Source organism: Brevibacillus borstelensis, assembly GCF_037834415.1.
GTDB classification, from domain to species: Bacteria; Bacillota; Bacilli; order Brevibacillales; family Brevibacillaceae; genus Brevibacillus; species Brevibacillus borstelensis_A.
In genome coordinates this window covers 325,133-342,785 of the sequence record NZ_JAUMSJ010000002.1, presented here as the reverse complement: position 1 = coordinate 342,785, position 17,653 = coordinate 325,133, and the positions used below count along the sequence as shown (strand labels likewise).

Here is a 17,653-nt window from a genome sequence, read left to right as displayed (position 1 = left end):
AGAGCAACCTCTGCGCCGACTCTAGGCCAAAAAAAGAGCCGCCAAGCGCTGATGCCGGGCGGCTTTGATTATTTTATCCGGAATGCGCAGGGCTCTACACCCAGCCTCTTGCCCTCATCGCTTCTGCGATGCGTTTGAGAGAGATCATGTAAGCGGCTGTGCGGAAATCCGTTTTGTACTCCTGTGCGATCGAGTGAACGGCCCAGTACGACTGGGTCATGACGTCGCGCAGCTTCTGGTTTACCTCTGCTTCGCTCCAGTAGTAATTCATCAGGTTTTGCACCCACTCAAAGTACGAGACGGTCACGCCGCCTGCATTGGCCAGAATGTCGGGGATGACCAATACGCCGTTTTGGTGCAGCACTTTGTCCGCTTCGGGCGTAGTCGGGCCGTTGGCCGCCTCTGCGATGATGCGAGCTTTGACTTTATGGGCATTTTTAAGCGTGATCACGTTTTCCAGGGCAGCAGGGACCAAAATGTCTACGTCCAGCTCCAGCAGCGCCTCTGGCTGCTGAAGGTGGCAGCGGGAGTCGTAATCCAAAATGGTGGACGAGTCCTTCAGCTTCTCCACCTGGGCCAGATCCAGTCCGGCCGGGTCATAGAGGGCGCCCTTGGAATCGCTGACAGCCACGATCTTGCAGCCAAGCCCGGACAGCAGGTCGGCCGCGATGCGCCCGGCATTGCCAAAGCCTTGGATGGCGACGGTCGCGCCTTGCAGCGATTTGCCCATGTCTTTCATCGCTTCTTCGATGGTGTACACACAGCCGCGCGCTGTCGCCTCGCTGCGTCCTTTCGATCCGCCGATGATCAGGGGCTTGCCGGTAATCACCCCGGGGCTGTAGGAGCCCTTGATGCGGCTGTACGTGTCCATCATCCAGCCCATAATTTGCGGGTTGGTATAAACGTCCGGGGCAGGGATGTCTTTTTCCGGACCGACGATGTCCGCGATCGCCTCCATAAAGCCGCGGCTGATCCGTTCGATCTCCGCTTTGCTGAACTGATGGGGATCGCAAATCACTCCGCCTTTGCCGCCGCCATAGGGCAGGCTGACGACGCCGCATTTGAACGTCATCCACATCGAAAGCGCCTTTACTTCATCAAGGGTAACATCCGGGTGAAAGCGGATACCCCCTTTTGTCGGCCCGATCGCGTCGCTGTGCTGGGAACGAAAGCCTTCAAATACCCGGATGCTGCCGTCGTCCAGCTTGACCGGGAACGAAACGTACAATACCCGTTTCGGTTTTTTCAGTATTTCTACCACGCCGCGCTCCAATCCGAGCAGGGATGCCGCGGTTTCAATTTGCGTCTGCACAATTTCATACGGATTCAGGACTTCTCCCACCGATTGTTGAACCTCCTGGATGATCGCCATAGTTCTCTCCCTCTTTTTTCTTTATTTTTAAACAATTTTAAATAGAGCAGTAATAGTAGTCGGAAAAACTCCAAAAAATGATGAACGGAATACAAAAGTATTTTATCTGTAAGGATTAATCGAAACAATATAGAATATAGATGAGATTAATGCCGAAATGAGATGAATATAAATAGAGGGGGGAGAACTGTGGAGCTGAGGCAGATTCAGTATTTTATCGAGGTAGCCAAACGGGAGCATGTGACGGAAGCCTCCCATGCCCTCCATATCGCACAATCAGCGGTCAGCAGGCAGATCGTCAATCTGGAGGCGGAATTGGGCGTCAATCTGTTTATCCGCGACGGACGCAACGTACGGCTGACCCCGATCGGAAAGGTGTTTCTGGAGCATATGGAGCAGGCGATGAAGGTGATTGACAAAGCAAAGCGGGAGATCGAGGAATTTTTGGACCCGGAGCGCGGCACGATCCGCATCGGGTTTCCCAGCAGCCTGGCCGCCTACACATTGCCCACGGTGATATCGGCTTTTCGCGAACAGCATCCGCATGTGCAGTTTCACCTGCGTCAAGGTTCGTACCGGTATTTGATCGATGCCGTGATCAAAGGGGAGATCGATCTGGCTCTCCTCGGACCGGTTCCCAAGGATGAAAAGCAGGTGATCGGCCATACGTTGTTTCTGGAGAAAATCGTTGCGCTGCTTCCTTCCCACCACCGGTTGGCGGGGGAAGCCAGGCTGCAGCTCAGTCAGCTGCGCGAGGAAGGATTTGTCTTGTTTCCGGAGGGGTTCATTTTGCGTGAGCTGGTCGTGCAGGCGTGCGGTCAGCTCGGTTTCCGGCCGACCATCTCGTTCGAGGGAGAGGATATTGACGCGATCAAGGGGCTGGTGGCGGCAGGCTTGGGCGTCACGCTGCTGCCTGAAATCACGCTCACGGACAATCGGCCCCGCAATACTGTCATGATTCCGGTGACCGAGCCGACCGTGACCCGCACCGTGGGCGTCATTGTTCCGGTTGACCGGGAATTGCCGCCCACGGAGAAGCTGTTCTGCGATTTTCTCAAGCAGTTCTTCAGTGTTTTGGAAGGGTTTGACAGCTAGAGCGCGGTCTTCTTTCGACGGAAAAAAAACTTCGTCAACAAATACGTCCATATCATGCAGATCGCGGCCAGAGCCATTTTGTCCGGAAGCGGTGCCGCCTTGCTCAAAATAATGACGGTCATCCCGGCTGCCATCAGTCCCAGCATGGCAAGGCAAAGCCGGACAGAAGCCCGCTGCCGCTGCTTTGGCGTGATGGGCAAAAGGCGGATGGACGGAGGGTGCACGACCGTACGGATATGCTGCGTCACCTGTTTGCCGGCTGCAGCCAAACCGAGCAGGCAGATCCCGTACAACAGGAGAGGGGCCTTTGCCCATGCTAGCAAGGCCAGCGTCAAAACGGCCAGGCGCAGGTAGATCGCAAAAGTCTCACCCGTTCGGATGACGTGACGGATGAGCACGTACAGATACGCATTGCCATCTCCTCCAGTCAACCGGTCAAAGAGGCGGATGGCCCACGTCCTCGGGCGAACCTTTTTCCGCTTGTGGGGCACGTCGATGAACATGTTCAGGATGGTGTAATACAGGTCGACGCGTTTGTTTTCCTTGTCGATCAAAAGGAGCCAGGGCAGGTGGTATCGGGAGCTCATGCTCATCGCTACGGCGGTCAGGATCACCATAAAAAGCAGCGCGGCTCCGATATACAGCCAAGCGCCCGTCCAGAAGCCGTACAGAAAAAAGGCGGCGATCAACCAGCGGGCCAGCAGGAGCAAAAGCGACTCGCGCTCCAGCCGCACGTACCGCCAATACAGATCGCTGCTCCACGCTTTCAGCAGGACGAGGCATCCGGCCAGCATCACCCATGAGCCGGGGGACGAGGCGGTCCTGGTATACACCGGATAGACGATAACGGCCAAAAGCAGCATGCCGGCAGCTTGCACCAGCAGACTGTAGATGAAGGCGGAGCGCACATACTGTTTCATCGGATACGAAGAAGGAGCCAGCATCGCCAGATCGGCCTTTCGCAAAAAAGTCCGAATGGAGGCCGGAGCCGCAAAAACAGCGGTCATCAGGGAGGCCGCCAGCTGGCTCCATATCGTGCTGGTCAACGATTCGGCAAGCCTCATATACAGGAAAGCGGCAAGAAAATAAAGCACGACCAGGCCGAGTGAATTGCTCCCGGCTACAGCCTGTTTGGCGTACCGTTGGCCCGTTTGCCAGGCCGCCTGCAGCCTTGACGCGAAGAGCTGATCAAATGTCATCGCAGCTCACCCCCGCACCGCTGACAAAAACAACTGCTCAAGCGTGGCATCCGGCAGCCCGGCCTGCTGGCGCATCTGCGCAAGAGTCCCGTGCAGCGACATGCTTCCGCCGTGGACGATGACGAAGCGGTCTACATACGTTTCAGCAAGGCTGAGCACATGCGTCGACAGCAAAATGGCTGTGCCTTCCCGCTTGATTTCGGTCAGCTGGTTCAGCAGTGTTTCGGTAGCGAGCGGGTCCAGGCCGACGAACGGCTCATCCACCACGAGAACGTCCGGCTTGACGAGAAAGGCGCAGAGGATCATCACTTTTTGCCGCATGCCCTTGGAAAAGGAGCCGGGAAAATGGTGAGCCCTGCTCTCCAGTCTGAATAGCCGCAGCAGCCGTTCGGCCCGTTCCTGAAACTGCTGTTCATCCAGCCCGTACGCTTTTGCCATGAACTGAAGGTGTTCCCACAGGGTCAGCTCCTCGTACAGTTCCGGCGTTTCCGGCACGTAAGCGAGCAGCGGCCGGTCTGTGGAAAAGGCGATCGTCCCGGAAGACGGCTGCAAGAATCCGAGGACGTGCTTCAAAATGGTGCTTTTCCCTGCCCCGTTCAGGCCGATCAATCCGACGATTTCCCCCGACTGGACGGTAAAGGAAATATCGTGAATGGCGGGCTTTCCCGTCGAGTAGCCCCCAGTAACTCTCTCCAACTCAAGCATTTGGTTTCACCTCAAGGACCATACTTTTTTCCAATTTACGGATAATGCTCTCTTTATCATAACACGAATGACAGGGACAAGCGGAATTTCGAAAAAAAAGGGGGGACAAGCCATGGCAGCATTTGAACGGATTCCGGAAAAGGAAGGCAGAATCGTAAAGGTAGGCTTGGTCGGAGCCGGCAACATTGGAAAGACGCATTTGAGCGCTTACCGGAAAGTCAGGGGAGCCCGAGTGGCTGCAATCGCAGGGCGGAACCGGGAAGCGGGAGAACAGCTGGCAGAGGAATACGCCTGCCGCCATTACCCCTCTCTGGAGGCCATGCTGGAGCAGGAAGAAATCGACGTGGTGGACATCTGTCTGCCAACGCATTTGCACGAGCAGCATGCCATACAGGCAGCCCGGGCCGGCAAGCATGTTTTGTGCGAGAAGCCGATCGCTCTCACGCTCGGCGCGGCTGAGCGAATGCTGGAGGAAGTCCGGCAGGCAAATGTAGCCTTTATGGTCGCGCAGGTATTGCGCTTTTGGCCGGAATACATCGCGATCAAGCAGTGGATCGATGAGGGAAAGCTCGGTCGGCCGGAGATGGTCTACGCCAACCGCCTGTCGCAGCCCCCTGACTGGAGCGCGTGGTTCCGGGACGCGAAGAAGAGCGGCGGAGCTTTATATGACCTCCATCTGCACGATATCGACTACTTGATCCACCTGCTCGGGCCTGTCGCTTCGGTGTACGCTGTCGGCAAGCAAAGCGAAAACGGGGCCTGGGATCACGTAGCGACGAATTTGCTGTTTGCAAGCGGAAGCAAAGCCGTCGTCGAAGGCTCGCACCTGATGGGAAAGGATTTCCCGTTTACGGTAACGATGAGGGTGAATGGTCCGCTGGGAACGCTCGACTATTCCAATACGTCTGACAGAGTTTCGGGGAAAAGGGAGGGCCATCTTGCCTGGTATGGCGAGGGAGGCAGGCAACCCGTCGATGTCAAGGCGGGCGATCCTTTTGTCAATCAACTGCAGTATTTTGTGGACTGCGTCAAAAACGGGGAAAGACCGCAGATCATCACGCCCGAGGAGAGCGTCCAGGTGCTTCGGGTGATGACGGCTATTCAACGGTCGCTGGAGACAGGGGAGGTACAGCGGATAGACTGGATGTGGCGTCCTGGGGAGATGGGGAAGGAAAGGGAATGTAAGGAATAAGGGTTCGGGCCGGGGACAAACTATGTGCGTAACATCTGGACGGAAAGGGGGGAGGAAACATGAAGAAGACAGCGACCATCAAGACGATGCTGAGCGTGTTGGGGTTGTGCGGAATGATTGTCGCAGCAGGCCAACCAGCCTATGCGGCCAACGACTCCGGCCGTATTGACCAGCCGGCGAATCTGTCCCCGGCGCAGCAGCTTATCAGCGTAGACCAGGCCAAGACGATTGCGTTGCAGCAGGTAAAGGGACGAGTCGTCCATGTGGAGCTGGAAACGGAAGACGGCGTGCTCGTTTATGAGGTCATCGTGATCAACGAGCAAAACCAGCCGTATGAAGTGGAAATCGATGCGGTGACAGGGAAAGTGCGCAAAGTGGAAAGAGAAGACGTGTGACGGAAAAAGACGGCTTTTGCGGGGGGATCGCAGCAAGCCGTCTTTTTGTTTTTTTCTTACAACTGTGTCAGGATTCTGCTTACGCCTACGGCGGATTTCATCAAGTCCTCATGCTCTGCCGGGGTCAGCGGGAGCTCGATGATTTTTTCCACACCCTTGGCGCCAAGGATGACGGGTACGCCCAGGAAGAGGCCCTGTACGCCGTATTCGCCGTTTACATAAGCGGATGCAGGCATGACCCGCTTTTCGTCCAGCAGGATCGCTTCCATCATCGAGACGATGGAGGAACCTGGCGCGTAGTAGGCGCTGCCTGTTTTCAGCAGATTGACGATCTCGCCGCCGCCAAAGCGCGTGCGGTGGATCAGCTGCTCCAGGGTCTCGCTGTCCAGCCAGGTGTCGAGCGGAATGCCTCCGATATGGGAAAAGCGGGCAAGCGGCACCATTTCGTCTCCGTGTCCCCCCAGCACTAGCGCTGTGACGTCGCGATAGGAGACGCCCAGAGCTTCGGCAATGAAGGTACGGAAACGGGCCGAGTCCAAAACGCCTCCCAAGCCTAGCACTCTCTCAGGCGGGAAACCGCTGGAATGAAGCGCTACTTGGGCCATTACGTAGGAGGGATTGGTGACCAAGAGGAGGATAGCGTCAGGGGAGATTGGAACCCACGATGCGGCCGCTGATCGATTCCACGGGGGCCGCTTCTTGCAAATCCAAAGCCTTTCCCTGTGGAATGCCATCGGCGATGTCTACCAGTACGACGTTGCCCAGCTTTTTCAAGAGGGTCAGATGCGCCAGGGTTGCTCCTGCGTTTCCTGCCCCTACAATTGTAATTTTTGGACGTCTCATCTGTTCCATATCCCATCAGTTTTTGGACTGAATGTGTTCGTGGCGCTTCTTATAATCGGGATAGCGATCCTAGAGGTGCGCTTCATCGTACTTCAGGATGCAGTGCTCCACTCCTTTGTAGATGAAAGCAAAGGCCGTTCGAAGAAGGCAAACATGATACTGACCGGCACGAGCAAAGCTCCCATGCGTGCCCCCTCCCTCAATAGGAGTCATTCACGACTACACGAGTACAAACGTCAATGCGGAAAGCAAAACCGACGTAATCGCCATGGCGATTAGCGGCCGGGATGCTTTGGTCCGCAGATCGCGCAGGTTGACATTGAGACCGAGGCCGACCATGGCCATCGTCAAAACAAACGTAGTGAGGCTGGCGATTCCACTGTTAAAGCCGTCTGAAACAGGAATCTGCTTGCCCAGTATATAGCTGCCAAAGACACTCATCGCGATAAACCCAATCAGGAACCATGGAAACTCGATCTTGGTGTTTCCATCTACCTTGCCGGTCCGTTTCATCCAGTACATAAGGATAAAACAGAGCGGAACGAGCAGGAGGACTCGACCCAGTTTGGCCAAAAGCCCGATCGCCAGACCGTCCTGACCGGCTGGAGCCGCTGCAAGCGCGACGTGTGCAATCTCATGCAGGCTGACCCCTGACCAGGTGCCGTATTCGATCGGAGACAAAGGCAGAATCGGCCTCAAGATGGTATAGGCGATAGCAAATATGGTGCCGACGAGTGCGATAATTCCTACACCGATCGCCGTATCCTCATCCTTTGCCTTGATAATCGGCGAGACCGCCGCAATCGCTGCCGCACCGCATACACCGGTACCCACTCCGAGCATGAGCGACAAAGAGGTGTCCGCTTTCAGCCATTTGGCGATCAGGAGGGTCAGGAAGATGGAAAATACGATAACTCCCGCATCATAAAGCAGCAATCCCAAGCCATCGGTCATGACTACATCGATATTCAGCTTCAGACCGTACAGAATAATGGCGAGGCGCAGCAGTCGTTTCGCGGAAAATTGAATACCGGGCCGAATCGCTTCGGGGTAGCCCCAGATTTGGCGGTAAGCGACCGCGATCAGGATCGCGCAGGCTAGTTGGCCTACGCGGTTAAAGCCGGGAACCTGTGCAAGGCCGTATCCCAGCAGAGCTACGATAAAGGTAAATCCCACTCCCGCCAGCCAGAGCCAGGCTGCTGGCGCTTTTTTTGCCTTGGCGGGCTTTCCCTTCGCCAGAGCGGCGCCTTTGTCGGTGGGCATGCTGTTTTTCAATTGAGTAGACATTGCATCATCTCCGTAACTTTTTTGTACAGAAGGAAAAGGCAAAAATCCTCGCACCACACTTCACGCAAAGAGCCGGCTTCCTCCGAAGCGTTTCATAACCAACTCCAGCATACGGCAAAGGAATAAATAAGAAAAATAAATCATTATGATAATGATGATAAGTAAAGTAGTATAATTGGCAAAGACACACAAAAACGGGTGGGGGTCAGGATGGATCAGCAGTTGCTTGTTTTTGTAACAGTGGCGGAAAAAGAGAATTTTTCCCGCGCCGCAGAGCAGCTCCATATGACGCAGCCGGCAGTCAGCCAGCATATTCAAGCGCTGGAACGCGAATTCGGCACTCGCTTGCTGGAGCGAAGCAATAAGTACGTTCGCCTGAACAAAGCGGGTGAAATCGTTTATCACCATGCCAAGGAAATTCTCGGGCTCCATACCCGCATGCGCGATTTGGTCGACGATCTGATGAATACGCCAAGCGGCAATTTGATCATCGGGTCGAGCTATACGTTTGGTGAATACGTGCTTCCCCACGTGGTCGCACGCCTGCGCGACCGCTATCCCAAGATCAAGCCGACGATCACGATCCACAATACAAAGGAAATTGTCGACCTCATCGCCAGACGCCAGCTGGATGCGGGCATCGTCGAAGGAGAGTACCGGCATGAAAAACTGAGCATTGAGCCGTTTGCCGATGACGAGATGCAGATCATCGTCTCGTCCGATCACAGGCTGGCCAAAAAAGAAAAAGTGACGGTCCGGGAGCTGGAGGAAGAAACGTGGATTGTACGGGAAGAGGGCTCAGGAACCAGAGAAGCGGCAGAGAAGATGTTTGCCAGACTGGATTTATCCCCGGTAAACCTGATGGAATTTGGCAGCACCCAAATCATCAAGGAGTCGGTAGAGGCGGGAATGGGCGTCAGCCTGCTTTCCTCCTGGGCGATTCGCAAAGAGCTTACCTTGGGGACGCTGTGCATGGTGAAGCTTCCCGAAACGCCGATCACGCGGAAATTTTCCCTGGTGACGCAAGCGAATCTGTTTCGTACGAAAGCACTCGACATCTTTCTCGATTTGCTGCGGAAAAACGAGGTTTTGCCCAATTCTCTGGAGCTGAAGCGATAGTTGCTATATAAAAGCCCGCTCCGGCGTAATTGATCGGAGCGGGTTTTGTAGGGAATCCTTTTTTTCGGCGTAAACAACCCTTATTTCACTGTGATCGTGTCGACCATAAAGTTGTGCGGCTTGCAATAGATGGCATAAACCCCTGCTTTGGCAAACGTCATGGAATACGTTTTTCCCTTTCCAATCGTGCCGCTGTCAAAGGAGCCGTCCTTGGCAGTAACCGTATGGCCGACGTCGTCGTGGTTGGTAAAGGTAACGGTGGTGCCGGCCGGAATGTTCAAGGTTTCCGGCTTGAAAGCGAAGTTTTTGATGTCGACCTGAAACGATTTGGCCTGGGACTGAGACTGAGCAGGCTGTGCATTTTGGCCGGAGGCAGGTGCGGATGCTTTGTGGGAGGCATGGTCAGTCCCTTGTGGCGCAGCCTGTGCTGAACCTTCTGACGCAGCGTCATGGTTGTTTGACACTACCGACTTGGATGCGGTCCCGACCCCAGACTTGCCCGTTGTCGTAAAATGAACCACCTGCTTGACTTCCGGCTGGATCGGCTTGTGATCGGCCCCCACGAGTTGGACAGTAAGGGTGTGCTTTCCGGGTTTGACGTTATCAAAAGTGACAGGATCGCCATTTACTTGCTTCACGGCCAGCTTTGGGTTGGAGACGTCCGTATCGAGCCAGAGGTGAATATGTCCCTCACTCGCGGCTACGCTGCCTTTCATACGGAAATCCGATAGAGAAAAGCCGCTGACGGCCGTTTGCACGAGTACCCTGTCGCCGGAGATTGCCTCTCCTTCTTTGGGGCCGTTCACAGACAGGGCAGGAACAGCAGTGGTGGCAAATGTAATCTCTTCTTTCACTTCCGGCTGGATCGGCTTATGGTCGTTCCCGACGAGCTGAACGGTCAATTTGTGCGTGCCAGGCTGTACATTGTCAAAGACGGCGGGTTTTCCGTCGATCATTTTATAGGCCAGCTTGGGATCGGAGGGATCGGTATCCAGCCAAATGTGAATATGCCCTTCTCCTGCTTTCGCTTGCATGTTTTGACGGAAGTCAGATAAATGATGGCCGAACGCTGCGACAGAGACCTCGACCTGGCTGGTGTAGAGGATGTCATGGGGAGCCGGGGAGAGGATCTGGAACGATGGAGCGTCGCTTGCTTTGAGCGAAACGGTACGTGCAGTCGGATCGTAATCCACGTCTACCCCCAGATGCTCGGACAGGAATCGAATGGGCACGTAAGGCTTGCCGTTGACCAGAATAGCCGCCGTATCCGAGCTGACAGATACACCGTTCATCGTGGCAATCTTGCTGTTAAACGGGAGCCGGTACGTATTCGCCCCTTTTGTAAACGTGACGGCTTTCCCAGCCTGGTCGTACGCTACTGTCGCTCCGAGCGCCTCTCCGAGAGATTCTGCCGGGACCAGCAGGCGGTTGTTGGACACGACGGGAGCCTCAGCGAGTCGAAGCTCTTTCCCATTGAACAGAACCTTCATCGTGCCAGCAGAGCTTGCAGCGGAAACGGCAAGCTGGGAAGAAGAAAGTCCTATAAACCCGGCAACCAATATGCCTGCCAACACTGCAGACGTCATTTTTCTCATAAAAATATCCCTCCTCAAGCCCCTTTTTTGCTTGCATGGGCATGTTCTTTTCATGAAAGGAAACGATGAGGAGAGCCGAACGGTTTGACGCACAGGCTCTACGTCCCCAATACTTTTTTTCCTCGCGGCTGCTCGCCGTCCGCGTCAGGCTCCAGCGTGATGCCGATCGCATCAAAAGGAAGCTGCTGTTCACTCATTTGGTACGTCAAAATACCGGTTCCCGCAGGATCGACGTGGAACACGCCCGCACTTCTCCGCTTTCCTTCGTGAATCAGCCAGACCTGATACGTCTCCGTCCCTTTGGTGGCGGGGAGTCCCTGGAGGTGAAACACCAAATGCTGGCTATTTCCTTGTGTAAACAGCCAGGCATTTCCCTTTGCTTCGGGTCCGCTGTTCTCGGTCGGCTGCAGCGCGTACACCTGAATGACGCTGGTAGGCAGCTTTGTTTGCTGCTCAAGCGACGAAAGCCGATCGCGCAAGGCCAGATTGTTCCAAAGTGTTCCCGCCAGAGCCAGCAGCAAACCGGCCACGACCCATCGGCGAGCGGGTAAAAGGCCCGTGAAACGCGGTCCCAGGGAGTGAAACCAGGAATCCTTCGCCGCTTTCGGAGGATTCTTTGCAGGTGCGAAAATGGCGCTCATCACCTCGTTTTTCAATTCATCAGGTACTTCCACTTCCTCCAGCTCATAAGGTATCAAGTCCCACGCCTCCTGCAATTCTTTCGCTTCCTGGCGGCAGACGGCACATGTTGTCAGGTGTGTATCTACTTCGTGTTTCTCTTGTTCTGAGCATTCGCCGATGATATAGGCAACCAATACGTCGGATGACAGACAACGGTTTTGGGATTGCATGTTTACCCCTCCATCTCCGGGACCAAATGGTTTCGCAATACTTTTAACGTCTGGTGGAGACGACTTTTGATCGTTCCGATCGGTTCGTTTCGCATGCGGGCGATCTCGCTCAGTGAATACCCTTCCCAGTACAGTGAGCGAATCAGCTCGACCTGGCTTGGGGAGAGATAGCGGTACGCCTTTTCCACCTGTTCTCTGACAAGCTTGCGCGACACGATGTCAGCCGGGTTGTCAGCCGAATGACCGGCGATCTGCTCCCAACGCTTCGGTTCGACGGGCACGACCAGCTGATTCCGCTTTTCCTGGCGGAGATGATCGACCGTAATATTGCGCGTGATGGTCAGCAGCCAGTTTACGAACTGCCCTTTGCTCTCGTCGTAGCCTTTTTCTGTAGTCCACAAGCGGGTGAACACCGCCTGTACAATTCCCTTTGCCTGCTGCTCGTCTTTTGTGGACTTCAGGGCAAAGGAGTAGACCAGCTTGATGTAGCGGTCGTACAGTTCTTCTAGTGCGGGACGGTGTTTTTGCATCACCAGTCGCATCAAGTCAGCATCACTCATCTTCTGCATGAGACAGGCCCACCTCTTTTTCCCTGATCTCTACTCCATTTCTAAGGAAACGTCGAAACTCCCCCTGCGGTTTGGGCAAGGCGCCATTTTTTTAGCAAAAAAAGACCGCTGCTCTCCAAAGAGACAAGCGGTCTGTAAGTAGCAGTAAAGTTCGGTCTTCTGAAACAGCAGGGACCTCGCTGTCAGAAAAGAAAAAGCTGCGAAAATGAGAAAAACGATAAAACGTAAAACGATAAAACGGGAAAACGAAGCCAAGACGAGTGCCCAATCGTTCCGCAGATACCGGAAATCACAGGAAAAACCGAAGAAAACGCTTGCATTTTCAGGTGGGCTATAATAAAGTGAAGACACGGGAAGTAAACAGAATTTCCCCACTTCTTTCTTTTTTACGACAAGTGAACAATCAAAGGCAAAGGTGCCAAGAACACGAGGGTTACGCCCATGTGTTTCGGCACCTTTTTTGCGTTTTTTGGCAAAGGGTCGGTGCCTTTGCCGGAAAGGAGCGTGACAGTCATGGACAAACCGATCAGAGCGACGCCATTGGCCGTTCGCTTGATCCCCAACGTAGATCCGCGGCTGGCCGAGAAGCTGAATGTAGCTCCGCACATCAGAAGCTTGGGGCTTCTCACAGCGACAATCGACGACGTGGGCTACACAGCCATCGACGAGGCGACGAAAAAGGCGGCAGTCGAAGTGGTCTACGCCCGTTCGTTTTACGCGGGCTCGGCTCATGCATCCGGACCCTTGTCAGGAGAGTTTATCGGCGTGATCGGAGGCGCTACTCCCTCCGAGGTCGAAAGCGGACTCGACGCCGCGATTGCTTTCATGGAGAGCGGGGCTTGCTTTTATTCGCTCAACGAGGAAGGATCGCACGCTTACTACGCTCACGTCGTGTCGCGAACAGGGAGCTATCTGTCGCAGGTAGCGGGCATCCCCGAGGGCGAACCGCTGGCCTATCTGATCGCGCCGCCCCTCGAAGCCATGTACGGCATCGACGCCGCGCTCAAGGCGGCGGACGTGGAGCTTACGCAATTCTTCGGCCCGCCGACGGAAACCAACTTCGGGGGAGCGCTCCTGACCGGCAGCCAGTCGGCCTGCAGCGCCGCAGCTCAGGCGTTTGCCGAAGCGGTGCGAAGTGTCGCTTCCAGGCCAGTAAAACGTTAAAGCGGGAGGAAATGTAAATGCGTGCTCATGCATATGCGCTCGGCATGATCGAGACGCTGGGCTTTCCGGCGCTGGTAGCGGCCGCAGATGCCGCGGCCAAAGCGGCGGATGTCCAGGTGGTTACCTACGAAGGTGCAGATGCCGGAATTGTCACCGTCTACGTCATCGGCGATGTCTCGTCGGTTCAGGCCGCAGTCGACGCGGGTTCGGATGCAGCAAAGCGGGTTGGACGCCTGCTGCACTCCCACGTCATACCGCGTCCGGACGAGTCTGTGCCGCAGATGATTAAAAAGCTGTTTGGACAAAAGGAAACAGCAACGCAAGCTGCTTCCGGGCAATCGGCGGCAGACGTTACAGAAGCTTCGGAGCTCCACGCCATGTCGATCAACGATTTGAGGAAGCTGGCCCGCACCTATGCGGACTTCCCGCTTTCTCAGCAAGAGATCAACGCGGCGAAAAAAGAAGACCTGATTCGCCATCTGGATGCGAAGCGGAAAGATGGAGGTGAAGATGACAAATGATGCTGGATGCTGACTTGTACTCCGTTCAGGAGGTACGTACCTTCCTCGCAGCGGCAAAAGAAGCCCAGGCCAAGCTTGAGACCTACAGCCAAGAGCAGGTGGATGCGATCGTCGCCGCGATGTCCAAAGCGGGCGAGGAAGCGGCGGAGCGATTGGCCAAAATGGCCGTGGAAGAGACCGGCTTTGGAAATGTGCCGGACAAACGGATGAAAAACCTGTTTGCCGCACAGCGTGTCTACGAAGCGATCAAGGACCGGAAAACCGTAGGGATCATTCGAAAGGACGAAGAGAACAAGGTCTGGGAAGTGGCCCAGCCCGTGGGAATCGTGGCGGGAATCGTCCCTTCGACCAATCCGACCTCGACGGTGATCTTCAAATCGATGATCGCGCTCAAAGCGCGGAATGCCATCATTTTCAGTCCGCATCCGTCCGCGGCCAAGTGCACGCTGGAAGCGGCACGGCTGATGGCGGAAGCGGCTGTCCGCGCAGGCGCGCCGGAAGGGCTGATCCACTGCATTACCAAACCGACCCTGCAGGCGACGAATGAACTGATCAAGCACAAGCTGACCGACGTCATTCTGGCTACGGGCGGTACGGCGATGGTGAAAGCGGCCTACAGCTCGGGCAAGCCCGCCTTTGGCGTCGGCCCCGGAAATGTGCCGGTCTACATTCACCATACGGCAGACGTGGCTGCAGCAGCGAAACACATCGTGCAGAGCAAGACGTTTGACTACGGCACGATCTGCGCCTCCGAGCAGGCACTGGTCGTGGACGAGTCGATCAAGCGCCAGGTAGTGACGGCGCTGCAGCGGGAAGGAGCCTATTTCCTGAATGAGCAGGAGAAGGAAAAAGTGGCTGCGGTAATCATGATCAACGGCTCGCTCAACGCCAAGGTCGTGGGCCGCTCCCCGCAAGCCATCGCGGAGCTGGCGGGAATCTCCATCCCGACGGGCACCCGCGTGCTGATCGGGGAAGAAACACAGGTGGGCAAGGCGTTCCCGCTGTCGGTGGAAAAGCTCTCTCCGATCCTCGGGTTCTATACGGTCCAGGATTGGAAAGAAGGGGCGAAGCGCTGCCGGGAGCTGCTGGATTTGGGCGGACTCGGCCATACGCTGGGGATTCACGCGCAGGATGAAGCCGTCATCACGGCATTTGGCCTCGCCCAGCCGGCATCTCGGATTGCGGTCAATACCGGCACCACCTTTGGCGGCATCGGCGCGACGACCGGAATCCAGCCGTCGCTGACGCTCGGATGCGGTTCGTTTGGGAACAACATCACGTCCGACAACATCGGGCCGCAGCATTTGCTCAACGTCAAGCGCGTCGCCTTTGGCATCCGCGAGATGCCCCCGTCCCAGCCTGCAGCGGCAACATCCGCGACGGAAGCAGCGGCTCTGGAGGCGGTATCGTCTCTCAACGTCGGCCTGAGCCGGGATGAGATCAAAGACATCATCAAGTCGGTGCTGGCGGAAATGACCGCAAAGGCATAATCAAAGTGAACAAAATCAATACCCATAAAAATGTAAAGACATTATCTAAGGAGGAATAGAAAATGGCAGGAGAAATGGCAGCATTGGGCATGGTGGAAACAAAAGGGCTGGTAGGGGCAGTGGAAGCTGCGGACGCAATGGTGAAAGCAGCGAACGTGAAGCTCATCGGCAAGGTGCATGTCGGCGGCGGTCTGGTAACCGTTATGGTCCGCGGCGATGTAGGCGCAGTAAAGGCATCCACTGACGCAGGCGCGGCAGCAGCAGAAAAAGTAGGCGAACTCGTATCCGTTCACGTCATCCCGCGTCCGCACGGCGACATTGAACTGATTCTGCCGAAGCTCGAAGGGTAATGCCGTATGGCGGTCATTACAGAAACATCCTTGCGAGCAATGCATAAAAGCGGTATTCCCAACCCCTTTCTCCTGGAGAAAGGGGACAAATTAACCCCGGCAGCGGCCGATTTTTTAAAGGGAAGAGGGATTGAAGTGAAATCGTCTGAAGAACATCTGCAGCCTGCCGTCCAAAGTCAGCCGGAGCGCTATATCCCGGTCGGTGTATCCAACCGGCATGTGCATTTGTCGCCGGAAGATGTGGAGGCGCTCTTTGGTCCCGGTTATCAGCTGACCCCTCTTCGCGAGCTGTCGCAGCCCGGCCAGTTTGCCTGCCAGGAAACGGTCACGATCGTCGGACCCAAAGGCTCCATTCACGGGGTCCGCATTCTGGGACCGGCCCGGGGCGCGACCCAGGTGGAAATCTCCCGCACGGATGGTTTTCAATTAGGCGTTCACGCACCTGTACGAATGTCAGGCGACATCGAGGGGACACCCGGCCTGGTGCTGGTGACGGCCAAAGGCTCGCGGATTCTGGAAAAAGGCGTGATCGTAGCCAAGCGGCACGTGCACATGTCCGAGGCCGAGGCGCAGGAGTATCAGGTACAGGATGGCGATTCGCTGATTCTGGAGACGACTGGCGAGCGTCCGATCATCTATCCGGATGTGGTGGTTCGCGTGAATCCGCGCTTTGCGCTTGATTTTCACGTCGATCTCGACGAAGGCAACGCAGCCAACCTGAAAACGGGCGACCGGGTAAAGGTCATCGGCAAGAACGGCCAGCTCTACACCCGTCAAGGGAGGTAATACACCATGGATATCAGGGAAATGGTGGCATCCATCACCAAGGAAATCCTGCAATCGATGAACCAGGAGAAGAAGCCGCCGGCTCCGCGCGTCCTGTACGTCTTTTGCGACAGCCAGGCGCACGAAGCGTTTGCGGATCATTTTATTCAACTGAAAAATCACGGCATTTGCCACGACATTCTCTTTTTGGACGGAGAGACCTCCAGCTGGCTGGGCATGCACAAGATCGAGTGCGGCGGAGCCGGGAAGATTTTGACGGCGGATGAATACGCGCCGATCCCGCTCGAAGTCCCCAAGGAATACGCGGGGATCGTCATTCCGGAAATTGATTTGGACAACGCCGCCCGAGTGGCGACCGGTCTGAAGGGAACGATCAAGGCCGAGCTGGTTTTCTCGGCGCTGGTGACGGGCAAGTTCGTGCTAGTCGGCTCCGATGTTCCCGGAATCAAGCGGGCGGACCGCCGCACGCTGGCTACGCTAACATTGCCGCCTGCGTACGAAAAGCTGTTTCACCGCCACGTGCAGGAGATGAAGGAGCTCGGCGTGGAGTTTGCCGAGCAAAAGCGGCTGGCCGACAAAGTCATCGCCAAGCTGAACGCAGGAAAGAAAAAAGAGGAAGCGGCCCCGGGCCAGCCAGTACTGACAGCGTTGGACGAGACAGAAGCGGTTTTTTCGGGACGCTTGCTGACGGCTGACTGGATTCGCTCGCAGCCGCAGCTCCGCAACACCACTCTGTACGTCAAGCAGGGATCGATTGTTTCTCCCCTGGCCTACGACAGTCTGAGAGAACGCGGGGTAACAGTCTCCTATCTGGGAAAAGGGTGATCGCATGTTTTTGGGAAAAGTGATCGGCAGCGTATGGGCCACCCAAAAAGAAAGCGGGATGGAAAATCTGAAGCTGATGGTCGTTCAGCCCGTCGATTGGAACGGGCGGGACAACGGCCAAACCGTGATTGCCGCAGACCGGATCGGAGCAGGAATCGGCGAGCAGGTGATTGTCTCCAGAGGCACGCCTGCCCGCATCCTGTTTGGCTCCAACAGCGTACCGATCGACGCCGCCATTGTGGGCATCGTCGATTCGTTTGAGGTGCCGGGAGCGACCGAAGGGGAGGGATAGGGT

At 55.8% G+C, this 17,653-nt stretch carries 18 protein-coding genes and 1 pseudogene; 11 read left to right on the top strand and 8 right to left on the bottom strand.

Annotated elements, in window-relative coordinates; genetic code table 11:
• Nucleotides 1–94 precede the first annotated feature (94 nt).
• Nucleotides 95–1,372, bottom strand: coding sequence for a Glu/Leu/Phe/Val family dehydrogenase (locus tag Q3F21_RS03420; protein ID WP_340250064.1), 1,278 nt, complete (start codon nucleotides 1,370–1,372; stop codon nucleotides 95–97).
• Between the two features lie 189 nt (nucleotides 1,373–1,561).
• Here Q3F21_RS03420 and Q3F21_RS03415 point away from each other — a divergent pair, with 189 nt between their 5' ends.
• Nucleotides 1,562–2,467, top strand: coding sequence for a LysR family transcriptional regulator (locus tag Q3F21_RS03415; RefSeq protein ID WP_340250063.1), 906 nt, complete (start codon nucleotides 1,562–1,564; stop codon nucleotides 2,465–2,467).
• Here the strand turns inward: Q3F21_RS03415 and Q3F21_RS03410 are convergent.
• Nucleotides 2,464–3,666, bottom strand: coding sequence for an ABC transporter permease (locus Q3F21_RS03410; RefSeq protein WP_340250062.1), 1,203 nt, complete (start codon nucleotides 3,664–3,666; stop codon nucleotides 2,464–2,466). The two genes, Q3F21_RS03415 and Q3F21_RS03410, sit on opposite strands and share 4 nt — an antisense overlap.
• 6 nt (nucleotides 3,667–3,672) lie before the next feature.
• Entirely contained in the window at nucleotides 3,673–4,371 is a 699-nt protein-coding gene (locus Q3F21_RS03405; protein WP_340250061.1) for an ABC transporter ATP-binding protein, read from the bottom strand.
• A 112-nt stretch (nucleotides 4,372–4,483) separates the two neighbouring features.
• Here Q3F21_RS03405 and Q3F21_RS03400 point away from each other — a divergent pair, with 112 nt between their 5' ends.
• Both Q3F21_RS03400 and Q3F21_RS03395 read left to right on the top strand, forming a co-directional pair.
• Nucleotides 4,484–5,563, top strand: coding sequence for a Gfo/Idh/MocA family protein (locus Q3F21_RS03400; protein ID WP_340250060.1), 1,080 nt, complete (start codon nucleotides 4,484–4,486; stop codon nucleotides 5,561–5,563).
• Between the two features lie 59 nt (nucleotides 5,564–5,622).
• Nucleotides 5,623–5,958, top strand: coding sequence for a PepSY domain-containing protein (locus Q3F21_RS03395; RefSeq protein WP_340250059.1), 336 nt, complete (start codon nucleotides 5,623–5,625; stop codon nucleotides 5,956–5,958).
• Between the two features lie 56 nt (nucleotides 5,959–6,014).
• Here Q3F21_RS03395 and Q3F21_RS27385 read toward each other — a convergent pair.
• Together Q3F21_RS27385 and Q3F21_RS03380 are read right to left on the bottom strand one after the other, a co-directional pair.
• A pseudogene (locus Q3F21_RS27385) lies at nucleotides 6,015–6,801 on the bottom strand (malate dehydrogenase).
• A gap of 219 nt (nucleotides 6,802–7,020) precedes the next feature.
• Nucleotides 7,021–8,088 carry a YeiH family protein gene (locus Q3F21_RS03380; RefSeq protein WP_340250056.1) on the bottom strand — a complete coding sequence of 356 codons (1,068 nt, stop codon included), beginning with the start codon at nucleotides 8,086–8,088 and terminating at the stop codon, nucleotides 7,021–7,023.
• Between the two features lie 210 nt (nucleotides 8,089–8,298).
• Between Q3F21_RS03380 and Q3F21_RS03375 the strand changes: the two genes are divergently transcribed.
• Nucleotides 8,299–9,207, top strand: coding sequence for a LysR family transcriptional regulator (locus Q3F21_RS03375; protein ID WP_340250055.1), 909 nt, complete (start codon nucleotides 8,299–8,301; stop codon nucleotides 9,205–9,207).
• 80 nt (nucleotides 9,208–9,287) lie between these two features.
• On the opposite strand, the gene Q3F21_RS03370 is transcribed toward Q3F21_RS03375, so the two are convergent.
• From Q3F21_RS03370 to Q3F21_RS03360, 3 genes are all read right to left on the bottom strand, one after another.
• Entirely contained in the window at nucleotides 9,288–10,802 is a 1,515-nt protein-coding gene (locus tag Q3F21_RS03370) for a stalk domain-containing protein (protein WP_340250054.1), read from the bottom strand.
• A 98-nt stretch (nucleotides 10,803–10,900) separates the two neighbouring features.
• Nucleotides 10,901–11,653, bottom strand: a complete 753-nt coding sequence (locus Q3F21_RS03365) for an anti-sigma factor domain-containing protein (RefSeq protein WP_340250053.1) — start codon at nucleotides 11,651–11,653, stop codon at nucleotides 10,901–10,903.
• Between the two features lie 2 nt (nucleotides 11,654–11,655).
• Nucleotides 11,656–12,222, bottom strand: coding sequence for a sigma-70 family RNA polymerase sigma factor (locus Q3F21_RS03360; protein ID WP_340250052.1), 567 nt, complete (start codon nucleotides 12,220–12,222; stop codon nucleotides 11,656–11,658).
• Between the two features lie 513 nt (nucleotides 12,223–12,735).
• Here Q3F21_RS03360 and eutL point away from each other — a divergent pair.
• The 7 genes from eutL to Q3F21_RS03325 all read left to right on the top strand — a co-directional run bounded on the left by eutL (nucleotide 12,736) and on the right by Q3F21_RS03325 (nucleotide 17,650).
• Nucleotides 12,736–13,386, top strand: coding sequence for an ethanolamine utilization microcompartment protein EutL (eutL, locus tag Q3F21_RS03355; RefSeq protein WP_340250051.1), 651 nt, complete (start codon nucleotides 12,736–12,738; stop codon nucleotides 13,384–13,386).
• Nucleotides 13,387–13,403: 17 nt separating this feature from the next.
• Entirely contained in the window at nucleotides 13,404–13,907 is a 504-nt protein-coding gene (locus Q3F21_RS03350; protein ID WP_340250050.1) for a BMC domain-containing protein, read from the top strand.
• Entirely contained in the window at nucleotides 13,904–15,397 is a 1,494-nt protein-coding gene (locus Q3F21_RS03345) for an acetaldehyde dehydrogenase (acetylating) (RefSeq protein WP_340250049.1), read from the top strand. The genes Q3F21_RS03350 and Q3F21_RS03345 overlap by 4 nt, the downstream gene beginning before the upstream one ends.
• Before the next feature lie 62 nt (nucleotides 15,398–15,459).
• Nucleotides 15,460–15,747, top strand: coding sequence for an ethanolamine utilization microcompartment protein EutM (eutM, locus tag Q3F21_RS03340; protein WP_003388597.1), 288 nt, complete (start codon nucleotides 15,460–15,462; stop codon nucleotides 15,745–15,747).
• Between the two features lie 6 nt (nucleotides 15,748–15,753).
• Complete coding sequence (pduL, locus tag Q3F21_RS03335; protein WP_340250048.1) at nucleotides 15,754–16,533, top strand: phosphate propanoyltransferase; 780 nt, start codon at nucleotides 15,754–15,756, stop codon at nucleotides 16,531–16,533.
• A gap of 6 nt (nucleotides 16,534–16,539) precedes the next feature.
• Complete coding sequence (locus Q3F21_RS03330) at nucleotides 16,540–17,358, top strand: hypothetical protein (protein ID WP_340250047.1); 819 nt, start codon at nucleotides 16,540–16,542, stop codon at nucleotides 17,356–17,358.
• A 4-nt stretch (nucleotides 17,359–17,362) separates the two neighbouring features.
• Nucleotides 17,363–17,650, top strand: a complete 288-nt coding sequence (locus tag Q3F21_RS03325; protein WP_340250046.1) for a EutN/CcmL family microcompartment protein — start codon at nucleotides 17,363–17,365, stop codon at nucleotides 17,648–17,650.
• Nucleotides 17,651–17,653: the final 3 nt, after the last annotated feature.